At 66.5% G+C, this 18,546-nt stretch carries 19 protein-coding genes; 9 read left to right on the top strand and 10 right to left on the bottom strand.

What is annotated here, in order from left to right; all coding sequences use genetic code 11:
* Nucleotides 1–30: 30 nt before the first annotated feature.
* Entirely contained in the window at nucleotides 31–636 is a 606-nt protein-coding gene (locus ACFXN1_RS43635; RefSeq protein WP_379444521.1) for a TetR/AcrR family transcriptional regulator, read from the top strand.
* 274 nt (nucleotides 637–910) lie between these two features.
* Nucleotides 911–1,606, top strand: a complete 696-nt coding sequence (locus ACFXN1_RS43630) for an alpha/beta fold hydrolase (protein ID WP_379395760.1) — start codon at nucleotides 911–913, stop codon at nucleotides 1,604–1,606.
* A gap of 92 nt (nucleotides 1,607–1,698) precedes the next feature.
* Here ACFXN1_RS43630 and ACFXN1_RS43625 read toward each other — a convergent pair whose 3' ends face one another.
* From ACFXN1_RS43625 to ACFXN1_RS43600, 6 genes are all read right to left on the bottom strand, one after another.
* On the bottom strand, nucleotides 1,699–2,139 hold the full coding sequence (locus ACFXN1_RS43625) for a nuclear transport factor 2 family protein (RefSeq protein ID WP_379444522.1): 441 nt from the start codon (nucleotides 2,137–2,139) through the stop codon (nucleotides 1,699–1,701).
* Between the two features lie 465 nt (nucleotides 2,140–2,604).
* Complete coding sequence (locus ACFXN1_RS43620) at nucleotides 2,605–3,558, bottom strand: amidohydrolase family protein (protein WP_379439264.1); 954 nt, start codon at nucleotides 3,556–3,558, stop codon at nucleotides 2,605–2,607.
* Between the two features lie 119 nt (nucleotides 3,559–3,677).
* Nucleotides 3,678–4,580: an LLM class F420-dependent oxidoreductase gene (locus ACFXN1_RS43615; RefSeq protein WP_379439263.1), complete on the bottom strand. Its 903-nt coding sequence runs from the start codon at nucleotides 4,578–4,580 to the stop codon at nucleotides 3,678–3,680.
* 31 nt (nucleotides 4,581–4,611) lie between these two features.
* A complete protein-coding gene (locus ACFXN1_RS43610; RefSeq protein WP_379463925.1) occupies nucleotides 4,612–5,664 on the bottom strand; it encodes an SDR family NAD(P)-dependent oxidoreductase in 1,053 nt (350 codons plus the stop codon).
* Nucleotides 5,665–6,085: 421 nt separating this feature from the next.
* The gene (locus ACFXN1_RS43605) at nucleotides 6,086–6,556 is read right to left on the bottom strand and encodes an HIT family protein (RefSeq protein ID WP_379439260.1); all 471 of its coding nucleotides are present in this window, start codon (nucleotides 6,554–6,556) and stop codon (nucleotides 6,086–6,088) included.
* A gap of 454 nt (nucleotides 6,557–7,010) precedes the next feature.
* Nucleotides 7,011–7,472 carry a VOC family protein gene (locus ACFXN1_RS43600; RefSeq protein ID WP_379439257.1) on the bottom strand — a complete coding sequence of 154 codons (462 nt, stop codon included), beginning with the start codon at nucleotides 7,470–7,472 and terminating at the stop codon, nucleotides 7,011–7,013.
* Nucleotides 7,473–7,586: 114 nt separating this feature from the next.
* Here ACFXN1_RS43600 and ACFXN1_RS43595 point away from each other — a divergent pair, with 114 nt between their 5' ends.
* Nucleotides 7,587–8,576 carry a helix-turn-helix transcriptional regulator gene (locus tag ACFXN1_RS43595; protein ID WP_379439255.1) on the top strand — a complete coding sequence of 330 codons (990 nt, stop codon included), beginning with the start codon at nucleotides 7,587–7,589 and terminating at the stop codon, nucleotides 8,574–8,576.
* 203 nt (nucleotides 8,577–8,779) lie between these two features.
* On the opposite strand, the gene ACFXN1_RS43590 is transcribed toward ACFXN1_RS43595, so the two are convergent.
* Nucleotides 8,780–9,340 carry a TetR/AcrR family transcriptional regulator gene (locus tag ACFXN1_RS43590; protein WP_379439254.1) on the bottom strand — a complete coding sequence of 187 codons (561 nt, stop codon included), beginning with the start codon at nucleotides 9,338–9,340 and terminating at the stop codon, nucleotides 8,780–8,782.
* Nucleotides 9,341–9,434: 94 nt separating this feature from the next.
* On the opposite strand from ACFXN1_RS43590, the gene ACFXN1_RS43585 reads away from it, so the two are divergent.
* The 3 genes from ACFXN1_RS43585 to ACFXN1_RS43575 all read left to right on the top strand — a co-directional run bounded on the left by ACFXN1_RS43585 (nucleotide 9,435) and on the right by ACFXN1_RS43575 (nucleotide 11,585).
* Entirely contained in the window at nucleotides 9,435–10,718 is a 1,284-nt protein-coding gene (locus ACFXN1_RS43585) for a ubiquinone/menaquinone biosynthesis methyltransferase (RefSeq protein ID WP_379439252.1), read from the top strand.
* Nucleotides 10,687–11,082 carry a DUF6463 family protein gene (locus ACFXN1_RS43580; RefSeq protein WP_379439250.1) on the top strand — a complete coding sequence of 132 codons (396 nt, stop codon included), beginning with the start codon at nucleotides 10,687–10,689 and terminating at the stop codon, nucleotides 11,080–11,082. The genes ACFXN1_RS43585 and ACFXN1_RS43580 overlap by 32 nt, the downstream gene beginning before the upstream one ends.
* A 104-nt stretch (nucleotides 11,083–11,186) precedes the next feature.
* A complete protein-coding gene (locus ACFXN1_RS43575) occupies nucleotides 11,187–11,585 on the top strand; it encodes a DUF6463 family protein (RefSeq protein WP_379439249.1) in 399 nt (132 codons plus the stop codon).
* A gap of 103 nt (nucleotides 11,586–11,688) precedes the next feature.
* Here ACFXN1_RS43575 and ACFXN1_RS43570 read toward each other — a convergent pair whose 3' ends face one another.
* Nucleotides 11,689–13,104, bottom strand: a complete 1,416-nt coding sequence (locus ACFXN1_RS43570) for an NlpC/P60 family protein (RefSeq protein ID WP_379439247.1) — start codon at nucleotides 13,102–13,104, stop codon at nucleotides 11,689–11,691.
* A 299-nt stretch (nucleotides 13,105–13,403) separates the two neighbouring features.
* Nucleotides 13,404–13,946 (bottom strand): DUF6676 family protein, encoded by a 543-nt coding sequence (locus ACFXN1_RS43565; protein ID WP_379439246.1) that lies wholly within the window; start codon nucleotides 13,944–13,946, stop codon nucleotides 13,404–13,406.
* A gap of 248 nt (nucleotides 13,947–14,194) precedes the next feature.
* Between ACFXN1_RS43565 and ACFXN1_RS43560 the strand changes: the two genes are divergently transcribed.
* Nucleotides 14,195–16,987 (top strand): aconitate hydratase, encoded by a 2,793-nt coding sequence (locus ACFXN1_RS43560; RefSeq protein WP_379439244.1) that lies wholly within the window; start codon nucleotides 14,195–14,197, stop codon nucleotides 16,985–16,987.
* 201 nt (nucleotides 16,988–17,188) lie between these two features.
* Nucleotides 17,189–17,755 (top strand): helix-turn-helix domain-containing protein, encoded by a 567-nt coding sequence (locus tag ACFXN1_RS43555; protein ID WP_354845361.1) that lies wholly within the window; start codon nucleotides 17,189–17,191, stop codon nucleotides 17,753–17,755.
* A gap of 43 nt (nucleotides 17,756–17,798) precedes the next feature.
* On the opposite strand, the gene ACFXN1_RS43550 is transcribed toward ACFXN1_RS43555, so the two are convergent.
* Nucleotides 17,799–18,122, bottom strand: a complete 324-nt coding sequence (locus ACFXN1_RS43550) for a hypothetical protein (RefSeq protein ID WP_379439243.1) — start codon at nucleotides 18,120–18,122, stop codon at nucleotides 17,799–17,801.
* Nucleotides 18,123–18,208: 86 nt separating this feature from the next.
* On the opposite strand from ACFXN1_RS43550, the gene ACFXN1_RS43545 reads away from it, so the two are divergent.
* A partial coding sequence (locus ACFXN1_RS43545) for a helix-turn-helix domain-containing protein (protein WP_379463923.1) occupies nucleotides 18,209–18,546 on the top strand: 338 nt, incomplete at its 3' end.

The raw sequence follows: 18,546 nt of genomic DNA, 5'->3' as shown, positions 1-18,546 counted from the left end.
AAATCTGTAAAGCACCTAGGATGACCCACTGTGACAGCTCCGAAGTTGGCCTGGGGTGGGGATCCACCCATGGACGGCGCGGGTGCGCGGCAACGGCTCGTCGAGGCCGCGGCCCGATGCCTGATCCGGTTGGGTCGCGCGCGCACGTCGATCAGCGTGGTCGCCGCCGAGGCGCGGGTCTCACGACCGACCGTCTACGCACACTTCAGCGGCCGCGAAGAATTGATCGAACTCGCCGCGACGCATGTCTCGGCCGGGTTGTTCCAGCACATCGTCGACGAGGCGAGGCACGCGCCCACAGCAGCGGATTTCGTGGTGGAGGCCACCGTCGCGGGCGCGCGACTACTGCGCGAGACCCAGCGGACCGCCCTGTCCTCGGCAGGCTCCGCCGACGCCGAGTGGCTCGCCACTCTGATGACACCGGAGTCACTGCGGCTGGCCCGGCACTATCTCGAACCCATCCGCGAGTACGAGCCCGACCTGGAACTGGACCTCGACGAAATCGCGGAAACGACAATCAGATTCCTCATTTCGATCCTGCAATTCGACACCCCCGCCACCAGCGACTCCGAGCGCCTGCGCGGCTACCTGCGCCGCCGGCTCGTCCCCGCTCTCGGGCTGAAGTCCCGGCCATAACCTCAACCGGCTCAACCAAGACCCGCCTTCGGCGTACCCGACCTCGCACCCACTGCCGCGTGGCGCGCGCCCGGCTGCGGCCGACCCCGGCGGGTTCGAATGGCGTGTGTGCACGGGTGGGTTCGACAGAACCTCGCGAAAGCTCGGTCCAAGTGCGGGTCGTGGAGGACGATGAGGGCTGTGGGGGCCGATCCGGCCATCACGGTTCGAAGACGGAGAACCAACCTAGTGCGGTGCGGATCCGGCTGATTCGTGCCGAGGAAGGGTGCGCATCATGTCGACGCCGACCACACCGAGCATTGTCTTCGCTCACGGCTTGTGGGCCGACGGGTCCTGCTTCAGCAAGGTGATTCCCACCTTGCAGGCGGAGGGACACCAGGTGGTGTCCACGCAGAACAGCCTCGACACCTTGGAAGGTGACGTCGCCGCGGTCAAGCGGGCGCTGGGCCGGGTCAGCAGCCCGGCCATCCTCGTCGGTCACTCGTACGGCGGCACCGTCATCACGGCCGCGGGGACCGATGACCGTGTCGCGGGACTCGTCTACATCGCCGCGCTCGCCCCGGACGAGGACGAGACATCGCAGAGTCTGCAGGCCAAGTTCCCCACGACGGATCTGTTCGCGCACATCGAGATCGCCGAGGGTCGAATCTGGTTGCGACCGGACGGTATCGAGTACTTCGCGGGCGATCTCTCCGAGCAGGAGCAGCAACTCGTGCTGGCGACCCAGGGCGTCCCCACCGCGGACCTCTTCGACCAGCAGGTAGCGGGCACCGCATGGAAGTCGACGCCGAGCTGGTACATCGTCGCCAGAAACGACCGCACCGTGCACCCCGAGCTGGAGCGCTTCTGCGCGAAACGCATGAACGCCAGCACCTACGAGGTGGACAGCAGCCATGTCCCCATGCTGTCCCAGCCCGGCCTGGTGATCGACGTGATCCGTACCGCCGCGAAATCCTGTCAGGGGGCGTAGCCGGCCTCTCACAGTGGGAAGAGTTTCAGCAGGCGTTCGAGAGAGCGGCTGCTCGAGTTTCGTTGTGCGGGAAGATCATCGCCGGGGAGACCTCAGGTGCCGGCGGGCCATCCGATCGCGTCGAAGACCGCTAGTGGGTCGAGGTAGTCGCGCCAGTGCACGATCTTGCGATCGCCGATGGTCAGCACCGAGATATAGCGGTTGGCGTAGGCGGCACCGGTGGCGACGGTACGGCCTTGGGATGCGTATTCGAGAACGACCACGCCGGTGTCCTTGTCGTGGTGGACGGCCAGGTCGTGGCAGCGGTCGAGGACGAAGGTCTCGCCGTAGGGGCGATACAGCTCGGCGATGGCTTGCCGGCCGATCACCCGGCGTGGATAGCCGGGAACCGTGATCACGTATTCGATGACGACGTCCTCGGCGAGCATGTCGAAGAAATGATCGCCGTCCACGAGGCCGTTGACGCCTTGCTCGATGATTCGGAAGAAGGGGTCCAGGGCACGGAAATCCTCGAGATTGCCGATCCGGGTCATCGGGCTGTCTCCTTACTCCAGGCTGCTGCCGTGCGGTGAGCGAAATCGGTGAAGTCCGTTGGCGCCGAACCGGTTACCTTCTCGACATCACCGGTGGGCCGTGAACCATATCCGGATGCGATGGTTTCGGTCAGCATGCGCAGTAGAAATCCGCCCGCGAGACCCAGCGCCTGCTTCCACGTGAACCGGGCAAGCGGCGCCGGTTCTGGTGCGGCCCCGCACTCCATCATGCTTGACCCCGGAGGCCACCGTACGTGTTCGGACCGACGGGGTGCATCACCTCGACGATGCTGCAATCCGGCACGATTCCTGAGCGACTGCCGTTCCTGCCCAACTACACCGTCCAGTTCGCTGCGTCGTTTCTCACATGCTGTCCGGCATCGCCGCATCCGCTGCGACCGCATAACTGGCACCTTCGACGTGGGCAAATGATGCCGGGCGCCCGCTCTCCCCTGGCCGGTGCAGTCAGCCATGTCGACGAGAGATGCGGAAGAGGCGTTCGGCGTTGGTTTCCAGGATCGCCTTCGCAGCGGCGGCGGCGATGTCGGGGCTGTTGATGTAGTCGACGGCGCGGACGAAGATGTCGTCGGCCTCGTAGGGAAAGTCGGTGCCCAGGATCAGTCGGTCGGCGCCGAAGGAATCGATGGCGGCACGCAAGGCCGGCAGATGACCGTGCCCGACGGTGTCGTACCACATCCGGCGGGCCAGAGTGCTCGGCAGGTCCGGGGTTTCCGGTGCCTCCCAACGGTATTGGTTGTCGGCCCGTTGCAACAGCATCGGCAGGGCTCCGCCCAGATGCGAGTTGATCACCTCGATGTTCGGGTAGCGCACCGGAAATCCGTGGGTGATCAACTGCATGACGCTGATCGTGTCCTCGATCGGCGCGCCGACCATCCAGGTCAGGTGATAGTCCGCGATCAGCGGACTGCACGCGCTGTTGCCCGCGGGGTGCAGGTACAGCACCGCGCCGCGGCGATCGAGTTCGGCGAACACCGGCGCGAATTCCGGGTCGACCAGGGCCCGTCCGAGCACCGTGGTGTTCATGACGGCTCCGACCATGCCCAATTCGTCGATCGCGCGCCCCAGTTCGGCGATCGACTCGTCGATATGCGGCATGGGCGTCGTCGCGACGGCCAGGAACCGATCCGGGTGGCGCGCCACCACGTCTGCGTACTGGTCGTTCACGAAGCGTGCTGCGGCAACGGCCTTTTCGCGGTTTTGGCCATTGGGCAGCTGGGGTGCCGCGGACAGAATCTGCATATCCACTCCGGCGCGGTCCATCAGCCGCAGCCGCGCCTCGAGTTCGGTGCCCCCGCCGGCACCCATGCCGCGCTGGGTATCGGTGTCGGTCTTGCCCAGTTCGACCAGCAGGTCGAGATAGTCGTCGGTCCAATAGTGGACGTGCACATCTACTCGCACTCGGATACCTCCTGCTCTCGAGACCCGATCGGCACCCTGGAAAGGACGAAGTTATGGCTGCGCCGCCCCGTCCGGAATCCGTTCAATGACGTAGACCTGTTGGGAAACATCGCGAGAGGTCATGGCCGTCGAGTCAGCCCCAGCGCACCGGCCAGCTCGCCAAGCGTCGGCAACAGCTGGTCCGAGCCGCCGAGCACGTGGATCACGACGTGGTCGGCGCCGGCCCGCAGATGCTCGCCTAGCCGGTCGGCGATGTCGTCGGGGGTGCCGTGGGCGACCAGGGCGTCGATGAACCTGTCGCTGCCGGGCCGGGTGAGGTCGGCGTCGGTGAAACCCATCCGCTTCCAGGTGCTCACGTAGTTCGTGAGGGCGAAGTAGTTGTAGGTTTCCGCCATGACCTTGCGGGCAATCGCGCGGGCCTCGTCGACGTCGGTGGACAGCACCACCTTGTGCTCGGGGAGCAGCAGTGCGTCCGGCCCGATGATGTCGCGGGCCTGTGCGGTGTGCTCGGGTGTGGTGTTGTACGGGTGCGCCCCGGCAGTGCGTTGTGCCGCCAGCTTCAGCACGCGCGGCCTGAGCGCGGCGAGCACGCGCCGATCGGCCGGCACGCCGTTTCCGTCCAGCTCGTCGAGGTAGTCGACCAGCGCGTCGTAGGGCTTGCGGTATTCCTCGGTGTGCTCGGGATGACCGGCCCCGATGCCGAGCACGAATCGGCCCGGATAGGCGGTGTCGATGCGATGGAACGACTCGGCGACAGATTTGGCGTCCGCCGACCAGATGTTGACAACGCCGGTCGCCACCTTCAGCGCGGTTGTCGCCTCCAGAAGTGGCTCCGCGAACGATAATTCGGCGGGCGGAGAACCGGAGACCCATAGCGTGCCGTAGCCGAGGCGTTCGATTTCCTGGGCCTGCTCGGGGGTGGGGCCGCCGGAGAAGACGCCGCCCAATGTGAAGACGCCGAATTTGCCGAGGTCGCTTGTGGCCTTCTCTGGCGTGGTCACTGCTACTCCTCGCGACGTCATCGAGGTTTCCCGGGCAGAATCAACCTCGAAATCATCGGGTCAGTTCCTCCGAGACCCGCCAGAGACGTTCGGCATTGTCCGGATCAAGTGCATAGGGCGCGACCCCACCGGTGTGGCCGGCGCGTTCGCTGATCTCCGGAGCCGGAGCGCAATCCTCGTAGTAGCGACCCGTAACACCCTCCACCTGAGGGCTGGCGGCGAGCAGCACCGACGTCGCGGCACCCTGCTCGACCGTCTTCACCGGCGGCAACGACAGATCGGTCTGCTCCCCGAAAGCCTCGAGGTCGCCCGGACTCATATGACGCGCCAACGCGGTGCTGGCGATATTGCCAGGCATCAACGCATTGACCGTGACACCGTCATCGGCCCAACGCCGTGCAGCACCCACAGCGAACAAAATATTGGCCGACTTCGACTGACCATACGACGTCCACCGGTCATACGGGCGGAACCGGTAATGCAGATCGTCGAAGACCACCGGCGAGAACAGATGCCCGATCGAGGCCACGCAGACCACCCGGGCACCGCCCGCGGCGGCCAGCGACGGGCGCAAGCTGGTCGTCAATGCGAAGTGACCGAGATGATTGGTAGCGAATTGCATTTCATACCCGGCCCGGGTGCGGGTGAGTTGCGGCAGGGCCATCACACCGGCGTTGTTGACCAACACGTGCAATGGTCCGTTCCAGGCACGCCCGAAATCGGCCACCGACCCAGGATCGGCCAGATCCAACCGGGCCACGTGCACCCCACCCGCCCCGCCCGGCAGCTTCTCGCCGATCTCGTCCGCAACTTTCCTGCCGGCCTCTACATTCCGTACCGCCAGGGTCACCTCCGCACCCGCGGAGGCCAGCGCCCGGGCGGTCTCGGTACCGATTCCCGAACTCGCGCCGGTGACGACGACACGCCGACCATGAAGATCAATATCGGCGACGATCTCGGCCGCCGTGGTCGCGGCGCCGTAAACAGTAGTGGGCATCGTGAGCTCCTTCCGTGTGAACCGAATCCACGTCGTCCGCACACGCAAAAACGTCTGTCTCCACCGCCGGCAATACCGATCGGCGCCGTATGCGCCGGACTCCCCCAACCCACCGCCTGGCGAGCCGCAAACCGTCTCCGCCCGCATCGACTTCCGACCAGAACGCTCTTACCAGCAATCCAATTGTCACGCCCAGCACAGTCGAAGTCGATGTACACAGGAACATTCCATCTACCTCGCCGGCGTCGCCACAGACTCCGCATCCCGATATCCCCCGGCCTGGCATCGCCGTATCGCTTACGCCCAGCATCAGTCACCGAAACGTGTAATTACCAGGACGGTCCTGTTCATGTCCGATCTGGTATTGAATGCTTTTCACCGTCGGCAAATCTTCCCACCTTGTGAGTGGCGACCGGGCAAGCGGTTACGGGAGGCCCGAACACCAAGCGGGACAAGAGTTTTTCGCGAGACCGAATGTCGACTGGTCATCGAGCTCCCCGGTACGAACGTAGGCGAGGGCGCGCCGCTCTCAGGCGGACAGCGTTTGCAGCTCGCCGGTGATCGCCTGCCGGATCTGGTCGTGGCGTGTGCCGAGTGCGTAGCGCTCATCGGTCCACCGATCGGGCGGATAGAGCCACACCGGGCCGCCCACCAGATCGTCTGGCTCCCAATCGAATCGCGGCCACACGTGAACGTGCAGAAAGGCATCGGTGTTGCCGAGGATCTCCAGATTCACCCGCCGGAAGGCCGGATCCAGTCGGGTGCACGCCCGCTCGACCGCCTCCCCCAACCGATCCATATCGGCAAGAAACGCAGCACGCCGCGGGCGCGACAATTCGGAAAGGCGTTGCACCGCAGGATCATCGGTCAGTAGCAGCGAATAGCCGGGCAGGAACTGCGTATCACCGATGACGGCGAACCCGGCCGTGAGCCGACACATCACTGTCGGATTCGCCCCATGCAAGGCGCTGCCGATCCGGTCGTTGCGCCAATCGCTCATCTCCACACATTAGCGAGCCCGCATCAGCTGGACCGACAGGTGCCGAGCGGGTCGACCCACTCGAGGTGTGTTGAAGTGTGCCCCACTCGGGTGCGACGCACCCTTGTGGGGCCTCGACAGCCGATCCGGCCTCGCTGCCCGCTCTCTGCTGATTCTTGGTCGGGACTGCCTGTCGCCCTTGCAAAATCATGCTGGGGCCTTGACCGAACGAATGCGCCGAGAACGGATCCGCATTGCGAGGTGGTGGGTTCAGCGAGGAGGGGTGTCTTTCAGGGGAAAGATCACCACGTCGTCGCCGTGGGAGGTGACGCCGACCGAACCATGTGATCGGACACCGGAGAGCACTTGTCGTGTGCGAGCGTCGTCGACGAATTCCTGTGGCGTGGAGGGTTTTCCGTCCGGCACGATCGGGTCGACCTCCCAGTCATGGCCGGGCTCGGCGATCGGGGGACCGTTACTGGGCCACTCGCGCGACATCGAGGATCCAGGTGATACCGAAGCGATCGCGCATCATCCCGAAGCCGGGCGCCCACTGGGCCGGACCGAATTCCTCGATGAGAGTCGCACCGGCCGCGAGGCGTTCCCACAACGCGCCGACCTCCTCGACGGTGTCACCCCGCACGGAGAGGAAGAACGGCTCCGTGGTGATGGTCGTGCCGTTCTCGCGGCGGGTAATGGTCGCGCCCTGGGCGGCCGGCGCGTTCTCACCGGGCACGTCATAGGCCATGACCCGGAATCCGTTGTCGGCGATGACCTGGCCGAACACGACCTTGGTGGCGTCCGGCAACTCGGCGGGCATTCCGAAGTCACCGTAGGTGGCCACAGAGAGTTGCCCGCCGAACACCGACTGGTAGAACTCCAGGGCTGCACGAGCCTGTCCGTGGAAGTTGAGGTGGGCAACAGCGTTTACCGACATGGTGATTCGGTCCCTTCACAAGTGGTTTCGACGCGAGGTCTTTCCCGCGACGAGAGCCACCTTGTCAGCAATACCGGACAGGGAACGTCCGCTACCTGTGGCAGTCTGGCCACCATGCCGACCGCCTCCTCGACGGTGACCTCCCGCCGCCTGCTCTCGCTGCTGTCGCTGCTGCAGGTCCGCCGTGACTGGCCGGGAGGCCTGCTCGCCCAGCGGCTCGGTGTCAGCGAACGCACGGTGCGCCGCGACGTCGATCGCCTGCGCGAGCTCGGTTACCTCGTCCGAGCGGTCAAGGGACCCGAGGGCGGCTACCGGCTCGAAGCAGGCATCGAACTGCCGCCGCTGCTGTTCGATGACGAGCAGGCCGTCGCGCTGGCCGTGGCATTGCGGATCGCGGCCGGGACAGGCGCCGGTATCGAAGAGGCTGCGGCACGAGCGCTGACGACCGTCCGCCAGGTCCTGCCTTCCCGCCTACGCCAGCGCATCGACATGCTCGAAATCACGGCCGTCGAACCAGCCGCGCGCCGGGCCGACCCCCAAGTCCTGCTCGCGCTGAGCGCGGCCATCCGATCCAGAGAGGAACTGCGGTTCGACTACCAGTCGCCGATACCGCCGCACGACACCGATCCGCAGCCGCCGCGACGAGTGCAGCCCCATCACCTCGTGGTCCACAGTGGACGCTGGTACCTCATCGGATGGAGCCCGCAGCGTTCGGACTGGCGTATCTACCGCGCCGACCGGATGACGCTTCGTGTCCCCAACGGGCCGCGCTTCACCCCCCGACAACTGCCAGGCGGCGACATCGCCACCTTCCTCTCCGCCCGGTTCAAAGGCTCCGAGAGCGCGAACACCTGGCCATGCCAGGGCGAGGTGATCCTCGATCTCCCCGCCACCCAGGTGGCCCCGTTCGCCGCCGACGGCATCGCCGAGGAACTCGGCCCCACCCGAACCAGACTGCTGACCGGCTCCTGGTCCTGGGCGGCACTAGCAGCGACACTGGCGCGTTTCGACACCGAAATCGAGGTCGTAGGCCCGGATCCGCTACGTGACGCCTTCGCCGAATTGTCGCGCCGCGCAAGCCGTGCCGCACGCACGCAGACATAGGCGCTTTGCGGGCATTGCAACTGCATGAACAACTCGCCATCCTGCCCCATACAGACCGACCAGTCGCGCCAAGTCAGCAACCCTGCGTTCTATCAAAACGCATGTTCCCATGGGTCATTGGAGGACCGTGCAACCCCAGGCGATCCGGCACCCCGCTCACCCCAGCGAATTGATCAGGCCCGCAATCGGTTTCACCAGTTCTCCTAGGCCAGCAGCCGTTGCTTGATCAGTTCCATCATTTCGGTGCGGCTGCGCGGGCCGTTGTCGGCGGCCTGGAAGTGGTTGCCGATGCGCACCGAAACGGTGATCAGGCAGCGGATCTCGATCTCGTCCTCGTCGGGGCAGAATGAGGAGTACAGGGACCGCAGGTAGTCCATGCGGCGGTTGTCGACGCGGCGGAGCCGTTCGGCCACGGCCACATCGCGGCGAGCCCAATCGCGGATCGCGATATCGGCGGTGATGCCCCGCACCGGCCCGTCCGCCGTGTCGGCGACGATGGTGAAAAGCCGCTCCAGCCTGGTTCTGGCGTCCCCTCCATCGCGCTCGATCTGTTCGACCACACCTTCGGCGACCTCGTACTCCCAGGTGTCGAGCATCTCGGTGAGCAGTGCGTCCCGGTTGCGAAAGTAACCGTAGAAGCCACCCTTGCTGACACCGAGCGCCTGTGCCAGCGCCTCGATCCGTACGGCTTCGGGGCCGCCCGCGACGAGTGCCCGTAAGCCTTCCTCGATCCATCTGCCTCGCGGTGTGCGAGCCACGGCCATGGTGCGCCTCCTCACGTCGGCAAGGAGTATACGGGGGCGTATAGATGGGTTTATGTTCGATCTATACGCCCCCGTATAGATCGGAGCCGCGCTCGTGAGACTTCCTCCAACCGCTCACACCAACCGCCCGTGGCGGATCCACGACATCGCCGACGACTTCACCGTGGAGGACGTATGGGCGTTGCCCACCCCGGGCGGCCCCGACGACTTCCATTGGCTGGTACGCCAATTCGCCGAAGGAGTCAGCGGTGGGGTGACCGGCGATACCGCGATCTCCCGGGCGCTGTTCACCATTCGCTGGAAGCTCGGAGCACTGCTCGGCTGGGACCGGCCCGATACCGGCACCGGCGATCGGCTGCCCTCCCTGCACGACCGCCTGCCCGCCGACCTCCGCTCGGGCTCCCGGGGCCCGGACCTCGGCACATCGCCGTTCCGGTCCGTCTACCAACTGGAGAACGAATGGGCAGCCGAAATGGGCAATACGACCGTCCACGCGGTCATGCACCTCGGCTGGGTTGCGGACGGAACCGGCGGCTACCGCGGTCAGATGGCTGTCCTGGTGAAGCCGAACGGCCTGTTGGGCGCCCTCTACATGGCCGGTATCAAGCCTTTTCGGTATCTCGGTGTGTATCCGGCGCTGATGCGCGCCATCGGCCGCGAGTGGCAAGCGAACACCGTCGCCGAGGCCTCGTACGGCAAAGGTGTTGCGGTACACACGATCTTCGAGAAGATCGCCGGATACTACGACCGGATGAACCTCGTCATGACGCTCGGCCGCCATGCGCGCTGGTGCCGTGAAGTGGCCGCCCGCGCCGCGCCGCCCGCGGGCGGACAACTGTTGGACCTGGCCACCGGGACAGGTGCGATCGCTCTCGCGGCGGCACAGATGTATCCCACTGTCGCCGTGACCGGTGCCGACTTCTCCGAGGCGATGCTCGCTCGCGCACGGATCAAATCCGTGGCCGGCGCGGTTCGATGGCAGCAGGCCGACGCGACCCGGCTGCCGTTCGACGACGAGTCCTTCGACGCGGTCACCGAAGGCTATCTGCTCCGCAACGTCGAAGACCTCCCCGGAGTGCTTCGCGAACAGCACCGGGTCCTCGTGCCCGGAGGCCGGATCGTCATCCTCGAAACCTGCCCTCCCAGCGGCCCGTTGAAGCCGATCCTCGAATGGGGAATGAGCACGATCATTCCGCTGCTGGGGCAGACGATTGCTCGCGACCGATCGTCGTACACCTACCTCGAATCCAGCACCCTCGCCTTCACCTCACCCCAACACGTCGCGAATGTTCTGCGCGAAATGGGTTTTCAGAACATCGGGTGGAGCAAGAAGTTCCTCGGCACCAATGTCATCCTCTGGGCCGACAAGCCACGATGATCGGTTATCGAAAATGAATTCAAAAACTCGGTTCCCGATAGTCGGCAGCATGCTCACTTTCATCGGGGCCGCCCACACGGCGCTGGGCACCGTTATATGGGTCACCGAAGACCAGGACACCGAGCTTTCGTTCTGGTTCACCGCATTCGGCGTCGCTGGAATCGCCCTGGGTGTCACCGTCATCGAGGTGGAGCGGGCCCGTGGCTACGTCACCGCGCCGATCCTCGCTGCGATCGCGGCGCTGACCGGATTCGGGCTGGCGTTCGAACCTGTGTCGGGCTTCCTCACCGTCCTCGTGCCCGTCGCCGTCGGCTACAGGGGCTGGATCAGGAGGCGAGACGCCGTGACCACGGGCCCCAGCTAGGCCGGCAGCCATTGCTTGATCAGGGCCATCGGCCGGACCACGCCGGCCTGACCAGCCTTCCATGCGCCCATAACTTGTAATTCCGTGATAGGAGTCTGATTCACATGATCAAATGGTCCGGACGCATCATCGCGCTCATCGGCGCCGGGCATCTCGCCATCGGGTTATTGCTCAGCCACGCCTACTTTGGGGACTGGCTGTCGCTACGGCTGTGGGGCCACTGGCAGGAGGACACCCTGTCGGCCCACGCCTTCTGGGCCAACCCGGCAGGGTTCGGCCTGCCGCTGCTGATCGTCGGCCTGCTCGTGGTGTGGATGGACCGGAACGGCATCGTCCCGCCGATATTCCTGGCGTGGATGGTGCTGGCCTGGGGTGGCGTGTGCGCTCTCATCGTCGAGCCCACCCCAGCGCCAGCGGTGGTGGCCGCCGCAGTCCTGCTCCGGCGCGGCATTCACCGCGCCGCCGAACACGCCCGGCCCGCACCGGCGCACAGCGAGGTGTGAGCGTCGGCGGCCGGGCATCCGATCGGCTCCGAAACCGGATACGGCGACGCTGGACGTCGGCCGGACGATGGGGGGAGTTCGACGACAAACAGCACAGCTGGGGTCAGGTGACGATGCGGACTGCGTAGGGCATGATGCCGTCTTCGCGGACGGCGGCTACGCGGACGACCTCGCCGCTTTGGGGGGCCTCGATCATTTTGTTGTTGCCGAGGTAGAGGGCGACGTGTTCGCTGCCGCCGGGGCCCCAGAAGAGCATGTCGCCGCGGGCGCGTTGGGCGACGGGAACCCTTGTGCCCATGGTGTATTGGTAGCCGGAGTAGTGGGGTAGGGAGACCCCGATGCCGGCGAAGGCGTAGATCATCAGGCCGGAGCAGTCGAAACCGGTCTTGTTGTAGTCGCCGTAGCTGTCGGCGGTGCCGCCGTCGCGGATGCCGAGGGTGGGGCCGTCCTCGTCGCCGCCGCCCCAGGCGTAGACGACGCCCAGCTGGGACATGGCACGGTCGACCACGGTCTCGATGAGCTGAGAGTTGGAGCCCGGTGGCCGGCTGGGCTGGATGGAGCGCTTCGGTGGGGGTGAGGTGTCCTGCACGACGTGCGGGCGGTGGCCCTGGCCGACCTGGCTGGCGCGGTCGGCGGCGGCGCGGTCGGCGGCCACGCGGGCGGCGGCGGCCACGGCGGCGGCGCGGGCCGCGGCCTCCTCGGCCTTGCGCTGCTGGTCCCAGGCGACGAAGGTGTCGCGCTGGCTCTGCAGGCCCGCGACGTTGGCGCGGGCCGCGTCCAGCCGCTGCTGGGCCGAATCACGCTGCCCGACAAGGTCGTTGCGGCGGATGTTCTGCTGGTCGAGTTCGGCCTGGGCGGCCGTGACCGCGTTCTGGGCCTCGGTCTTCTTGGCGTCGGCGTCGGCCGCGGCGGCGTCGGCGGCCTGCTGGGCCTGTTTGGCGGCGGAGGTCTTGTTGGCCTGGTCGATCTGGGCGTGGCGCAGGCCGTCGACCACCTGCTGCTGGTTCTTGGAGGCGATGGTCAGCACCTGCGCGCGGTTGAGCGCGATCTCGGGGCTGGGCGCGGCCAGATAGCTGACCAGTGAGGTGGAGCCGGGGCGCATGTAGACCTGGGCGACGTACTGGTCGAAATTCCCGTGCGCGGTATCGACTTTCGCGCCGGCGTCGGTCAGATCCTGCTGGCACCGGGTGACGGCGCCGGCGGCGGTGTCGGCGGCGTCGCGGGCCATCTGCAGATCCACCAGGGCCTTGTTGACGGCTTCGCGGCGACCGGCGACCGTGTCGTCGAGCTGCTGCAGCTGCTGTTCGGCAGCGGCCACCTGGTTGATGAGGGCGCCGACCTCGCCGACGCCGGCGTCGACCTGGGCGCCCGCGGCATTGAGGTCGCTGTCGCTGGGGTTGGGGGGCGGCGGTGGTACCGCGTGCCCGCCGACCATGGGCAATGCCAGCACGATGAGCGCCACGAGCAACTCCGTAGCGACCCGCACCGGGCGTCGTAGTCGCTTCGCCGGTCGTCGCATCGCACCTCCCTGGAGTCCCATCCAGCACAACATCCCCAACCGTGCCATCGCGAAACCGTACGGCACGTCCAGGATCCCGCCGGTCAGGCACGCCACAATCACATATATGTAATTCGCTGGTAGCCAAGAAGTTGCAGGTAAATCCCACAATCACCATGCGTCACAACACGCGACACTCGGTACGTTTTCGGCGTGTCGCGGACGAACCGGACCCGGCACACCCCGATCCGGGCATGAAAAAAGGGGCCCGGGACGAACCCGAACCCCGAACGGAGACACCGCCTCCCAGCGCGAACGCGCTACCCGACCGGCGTCGGCGCACCCACCGGCCGCTGCCCGCGCCGCACCTTCACCGCATACAACCCGCCGATCGTCGCGATCAGCACACCCAGGATGACCAGCGTGATCACCGTCCACGACACGGTCTCCGGCTGCTCGAGCCGATCCGCGAAAACCCGCGCGGCGTCGGTGGTGTGCTCGGGGCCGCGATACTTGGCCTTGTCCTCGGCCCACTCCAGGTGCCCGCGGGTGAACTGGTCGCTGTAGGTGCCCACCCAGTCGTCGCTGAAGACCACCACGGTGCCGTGCTCGATCTTGCCGACCTCGTTGGCCAGATCGCGCAGGTTCGCCTCGATCCCCGGATTGCCCTGCACCACAATGATGTCGAGCTGAACACCGTGCTCACGCGCGTCGGCGGCGATGGCGGCGAGCGCCTCCTGATCGCGTCCGGTGGGGGCGGCGACATGATCATCGGCGAGATCGGCGATGATGGCATTCAGGTCGGTGTTCGGCGGTAGTTCCGCCTTCGAGGGCGTGAAAACCGAGGAGTGCGGAGCGGTCACGAAACGCAGGGTACGGGACGGCGTGTCATATCACCTCACCGCGCCGTGCAAGTCACCTCACCGATCGCGCGAAATCGTGTCTCGCGCTGGGCGGAATCCCGGGCCCGACGGCCCGATAACCCGCCCCCGATGTGCTCACAGGACAAGCGTACTGTTAATGTCGGAAAACGGACGAGGCCCGCGCCTCGACGAGCCATCGGCACAGCCCCGCCGGTGGCCCTCCCATTCACAGACGAGTGGAGCTGAACGTGACGAGTATCGATACCTTCGGCGCCAAGGGCACCCTCGAGGTCGGAAGCAACTCTTACGAGATCTTCCGCCTCTCGGCCGTGCCCGGCACCGAGAAGCTGCCCTACGCCCTGAAGGTCCTCGCGGAGAACCTGCTTCGCACCGAGGACGGCGCGAACATCACCGCCGACCACATCCGCGCCATCGCCAGCTGGGATCCGTCGGCCGAGCCCGACACCGAGATCCAGTTCACGCCCGCCCGCGTGATCATGCAGGACTTCACCGGTGTCCCCTGTGTGGTCGACCTGGCCACCATGCGTGAGGCCGTCACCACCCTCGGCGGCGACCCGAACAAGGTCAACCCGCTCTCCCCCGCCGACATGGTCATCGACCACTCGGTCATCCTCGACGTGTTCGGCCGCGCCGACGCCCTCGAGCGGAACGTCGACCTCGAGTACGAGCGCAACTCCGAGCGCTACCAGTTCCTGCGCTGGGGCCAGGGCGCCTTCGACGACTTCCGCGTCGTCCCGCCGGGCATGGGCATCGTGCACCAGGTCAACATCGAGTACCTGGCCCCGACCGTCATGGTCCGCAACGGCCAGGCCTACCCCGACACCTGCGTCGGCACCGACTCGCACACCACCATGGTCAACGGCCTGGGCGTGCTGGGCTGGGGCGTCGGCGGCATCGAGGCCGAGGCCGCCATGCTGGGCCAGCCGGTCTCCATGCTGATCCCGCGGGTCGTCGGCTTCAAGCTGACCGGTGAGATCAAGCCGGGCGTGACCGCCACCGACGTCGTGCTCACCGTCACCGACATGCTGCGCAAGCACGGTGTGGTCGGCAAGTTCGTCGAGTTCTACGGCGCCGGCGTGGCCGAGGTGCCGCTGGCCAACCGCGCCACCCTGGGCAACATGAGCCCCGAATTCGGCTCCACCGCGGCGATCTTCCCGATCGACGAGGAGACCATCAACTACCTGCGCCTGACCGGCCGCAGCGACGAGCAGCTCGCGCTCGTCGAGGCGTACGCCAAGGAGCAGGGCATGTGGCACGACGCCGCCAACGAGCCCGCGTACTCGGAGTACCTGGAGCTGGACCTGGGCACCGTGGTGCCGTCCATCGCCGGCCCGAAGCGCCCGCAGGACCGGATCCTGTTGTCGGAGAGCAAGACCGCCTTCCGCAAGGACATCCGCAGCTACACCAACGACCCGGTTCCGCACACCGCGCTGGACGAGGCCCTCGAGGAGTCCTTCCCGGCCAGCGATCCGGTCGCCTCCGGCACCGCCTTCGACGAGAACGTTGTCGCGAACGCCGCCAACGGCAATGCCGGGCGTCCGTCCAAGCCGGTCAAGGTTTCGGACCCCGAGCGCGGTGAGTTCGTGCTGGATCACGGCGCCGTCGTGGTCGCGGGCATCACCTCCTGCACCAACACCTCGAACCCGTCGGTCATGATCGGCGCCGCGCTGCTCGCCCGCAACGCCGTCGAGAAGGGCCTCGCGTCCAAGCCGTGGGTCAAGACCAACATGGCTCCGGGCTCGCAGGTCGTCGCCGACTACTACGAGAAGGCCGGCCTGTGGCCGTACCTGGAGAAGCTGGGCTTCTACGTGGGTGGCTTCGGCTGCACCACCTGCATCGGTAACACCGGCCCGCTGCCGGAGCAGATCTCGGCCGCGATCAACGACAACGACCTGTCGGTCACCGCCGTGCTGTCGGGTAACCGCAACTTCGAGGGTCGTATCTCCCCCGACGTGAAGATGAACTACCTGGCCTCCCCGCCGCTGGTCATCGCGTACGCGCTCGCGGGCACCATGGACTTCGACTTCGAGACCGACGCCCTGGGCAAGGACCAGAACGGCAACGACGTCTTCCTGAAGGACATCTGGCCGTCCCCGCAGGAGATCGACGACACCATCAAGTCGGCGATCAACAAGGAGATGTTCACCAAGTCCTACGCCACCGTCTTCACGGGCGACGAGCGCTGGCAGGGTCTGAACACCCCCGAGGGCGACACCTTCGCGTGGGACGACAAGTCGACCTACGTCCGCAAGGCGCCGTACTTCGACGGCATGGAGATGGAGCCGGCCCCGGTCGAGGACATCAAGGGCGCGCGCGTGCTGGCGCTGCTGGGCGACTCGGTCACCACCGACCACATCTCCCCCGCCGGTCCGATCAAGCCGGGCACCCCGGCCGCGCAGTACCTGGACGCCAATGGCGTTGCGCGCAAGGACTACAACTCGCTGGGCTCGCGTCGTGGTAACCACGAGGTGATGATCCGCGGCACCTTCGCCAACATCCGGCTGCGCAACCAGCTGCTGGACGACGTCTCGGGTGGCTACACCCGCGACTTCACCCAGGACGGCGGCCCGCAGGCCTTCATCTACGACGCCTCGCAGAACTACCAGGCCGCGGGCATCCCGCTGGTCGTGCTGGGCGGCAAGGAGTACGGCTCGGGTTCCTCGCGTGACTGGGCCGCCAAGGGCACCCGTCTGCTGGGCGTCAAGGCTGTCATCACCGAGTCGTTCGAGCGCATCCACCGCTCGAACCTGATCGGCATGGGCGTTGTGCCGCTGCAGTTCCCGGCCGGCCAGTCCGCCGCGTCGCTGGGCCTGGACGGCACCGAGGTCTTCGACATCGAGGGCATCACCAAGCTGAACGAGGGTGTGACTCCGAAGACCATGAAGGTGACCGCCACCAAGGAGAACGGCGAGAAGGTCGTCTTCGACGCGGTCGTCCGCATCGACACCCCCGGTGAGGCGGACTACTACCGCAACGGCGGCATCCTGCAGTACGTGCTGCGCAACATGATTCGCGGCTAGTCACCGCGATACCGCCTCGGTTTCGAAGGGCTGTTTCGAAGCCGGGACGTGGTGGCAGGCGGTGGATCTCGCGATTGTCGCAGGTCCGCCGCCCGCCACGCGGCCCGCTCCCGGGCCGCTTCGCTCGTCGCTCGTGCGGGTTCCCCGATTTGGTCGCAAGATCGATAAGGAGAACCCGCACAACACGTTTCGGAGGAGCCAGTGCCCAAGGTCAGTGACGATCACCTCGCCGCCCGGCGCAGCCAGATTCTCGACGGAGCCCGCCGCTGCTTCGCCGAGTTCGGCTACGAGGGCGCCACCGTGCGTCGACTGGAGGAAGCGACCGGTCTGTCGCGGGGCGCGATCTTCCACCACTTCCGCGACAAGGACGCCCTGTTCCTGGCCCTGGCCCAGGAGGACGCCGGCCGCATGGCCGAGGTCGCGGCCACCCAGGGCCTGATCCAGGTCATGCGCGATATGCTGGCCCGCCCAGAGGATTTCGACTGGCTGGGCACCCGCCTGGAGATCGCCCGCCGCCTGCGCAACGACCCCGAATTCCGGGCCAACTGGGAAGAACGCTCCGAGGAGCTCACCGCCGCCACCGTCGCCCGCCTGGAACGCCGCAAGGCCGCCGGCGCCCTGCGCGACGACGTCCCCACCGAAGTCCTCCTCGGCTACCTCGACCTGGTCCTCGACGGCCTCATCGCCCGCATCGCCTCCGGCCACGCCAACGACAACCTCGAAGCCGTCCTCGACCTGGTGGAAGCCTCGGTCCGCCGCAAGCAGTGACGAACCCCTAGGTCGCCGGGCACTGAGATCATCCCTCGGTGAGTTACGCCGCGACCTTGCGGGGCGGATTGGGCAGGCCCAGTGCTTCATTCAGGCGATAGGCGCCACCGCGGCCATGGAAAACGGCCATCACCAACGCTCCGGCACCAATGCCGAGGACGTCCGGCCAGGGGTGTGCGGGCAGCTCCGCCGCATGGATCAGCAGGCCGGCGAGGATGAGTCCGAGCCAGCCGGCGAGGGCGTTCCGCAGGGGCGAGTTGCCCAGGACGTTCGGGAACTCTTCGCCGACAAGACCTTTGATGAAGTGCGGGAGGGCGTTCGCGCCCATGACTCCGGCAAGAACGGACAGCAGCACCGTGGACCACATCAGGCACCTCTTCAGTTTCAGTCAACAACGGTAGACCGAAACTACGCCTGCGGGGAGAATCGAGTCAACATCCGTAGACTGAACAAATGGATCCCGCCACCACTCGCGCACAGCAACGTCGGAATACCGAGGCCCGGATCCTGGCCGCCGCGGGGCGGCTGTTCGCCGAATCGGGTTACGACCGCACCACTATTCGCGCCGTGGCAGCCGAGGCGGACACCGATCCCGCGCTGGTGATGCGGTACTTCGGGTCGAAGGAGAATCTGTTCGCGCAGGTCGCGGTGGTGGGGAACGTGGAGGCGATCACGGGGACGCCCGAGCAGGCCGCCGAACTGCTGCTGAAAGCACTCACGGCCAAGCTCACCGAGGAACCGGTGAACGCGCTGGCGGCGATTCGGTCCATGCTCACCCACCCGGACGCCAC

The organism is Nocardia sp. NPDC059154 (assembly GCF_042755705.1).
Taxonomy (GTDB): Bacteria; Actinomycetota; Actinomycetes; order Mycobacteriales; family Mycobacteriaceae; genus Nocardia.
This window is presented reverse-complemented; position numbering and strand designations above follow the sequence as displayed.

What these genes read in the sequence shown, in the direction of transcription:
- ACFXN1_RS43625 (WP_379444522.1), bottom strand. Translation starts at nt 2,139, where the DNA reads ATGACCCGGATCGGCAATCTCGAGGATTTCCGTGCCCTGGACCCCTTC.
- ACFXN1_RS43570 (WP_379439247.1), bottom strand. Translation starts at nt 13,104, where the DNA reads ATGCGACGACCGGCGAAGCGACTACGACGCCCGGTGCGGGTCGCTACG.
- ACFXN1_RS43600 (WP_379439257.1), bottom strand. Translation starts at nt 7,472, where the DNA reads ATGTCGGTAAACGCTGTTGCCCACCTCAACTTCCACGGACAGGCTCGT.
- ACFXN1_RS43580 (WP_379439250.1), top strand. Translation starts at nt 10,687, where the DNA reads ATGTCATCCTCTGGGCCGACAAGCCACGATGATCGGTTATCGAAAATG.
- ACFXN1_RS43550 (WP_379439243.1), bottom strand. Translation starts at nt 18,122, where the DNA reads ATGTGGTCCACGGTGCTGCTGTCCGTTCTTGCCGGAGTCATGGGCGCG.
- ACFXN1_RS43595 (WP_379439255.1), top strand. Translation starts at nt 7,587, where the DNA reads ATGCCGACCGCCTCCTCGACGGTGACCTCCCGCCGCCTGCTCTCGCTG.
- ACFXN1_RS43575 (WP_379439249.1), top strand. Translation starts at nt 11,187, where the DNA reads ATGATCAAATGGTCCGGACGCATCATCGCGCTCATCGGCGCCGGGCAT.
- ACFXN1_RS43590 (WP_379439254.1), bottom strand. Translation starts at nt 9,340, where the DNA reads ATGGCCGTGGCTCGCACACCGCGAGGCAGATGGATCGAGGAAGGCTTA.
- ACFXN1_RS43615 (WP_379439263.1), bottom strand. Translation starts at nt 4,580, where the DNA reads ATGACGTCGCGAGGAGTAGCAGTGACCACGCCAGAGAAGGCCACAAGC.
- ACFXN1_RS43630 (WP_379395760.1), top strand. Translation starts at nt 911, where the DNA reads ATGTCGACGCCGACCACACCGAGCATTGTCTTCGCTCACGGCTTGTGG.
- ACFXN1_RS43605 (WP_379439260.1), bottom strand. Translation starts at nt 6,556, where the DNA reads ATGAGCGATTGGCGCAACGACCGGATCGGCAGCGCCTTGCATGGGGCG.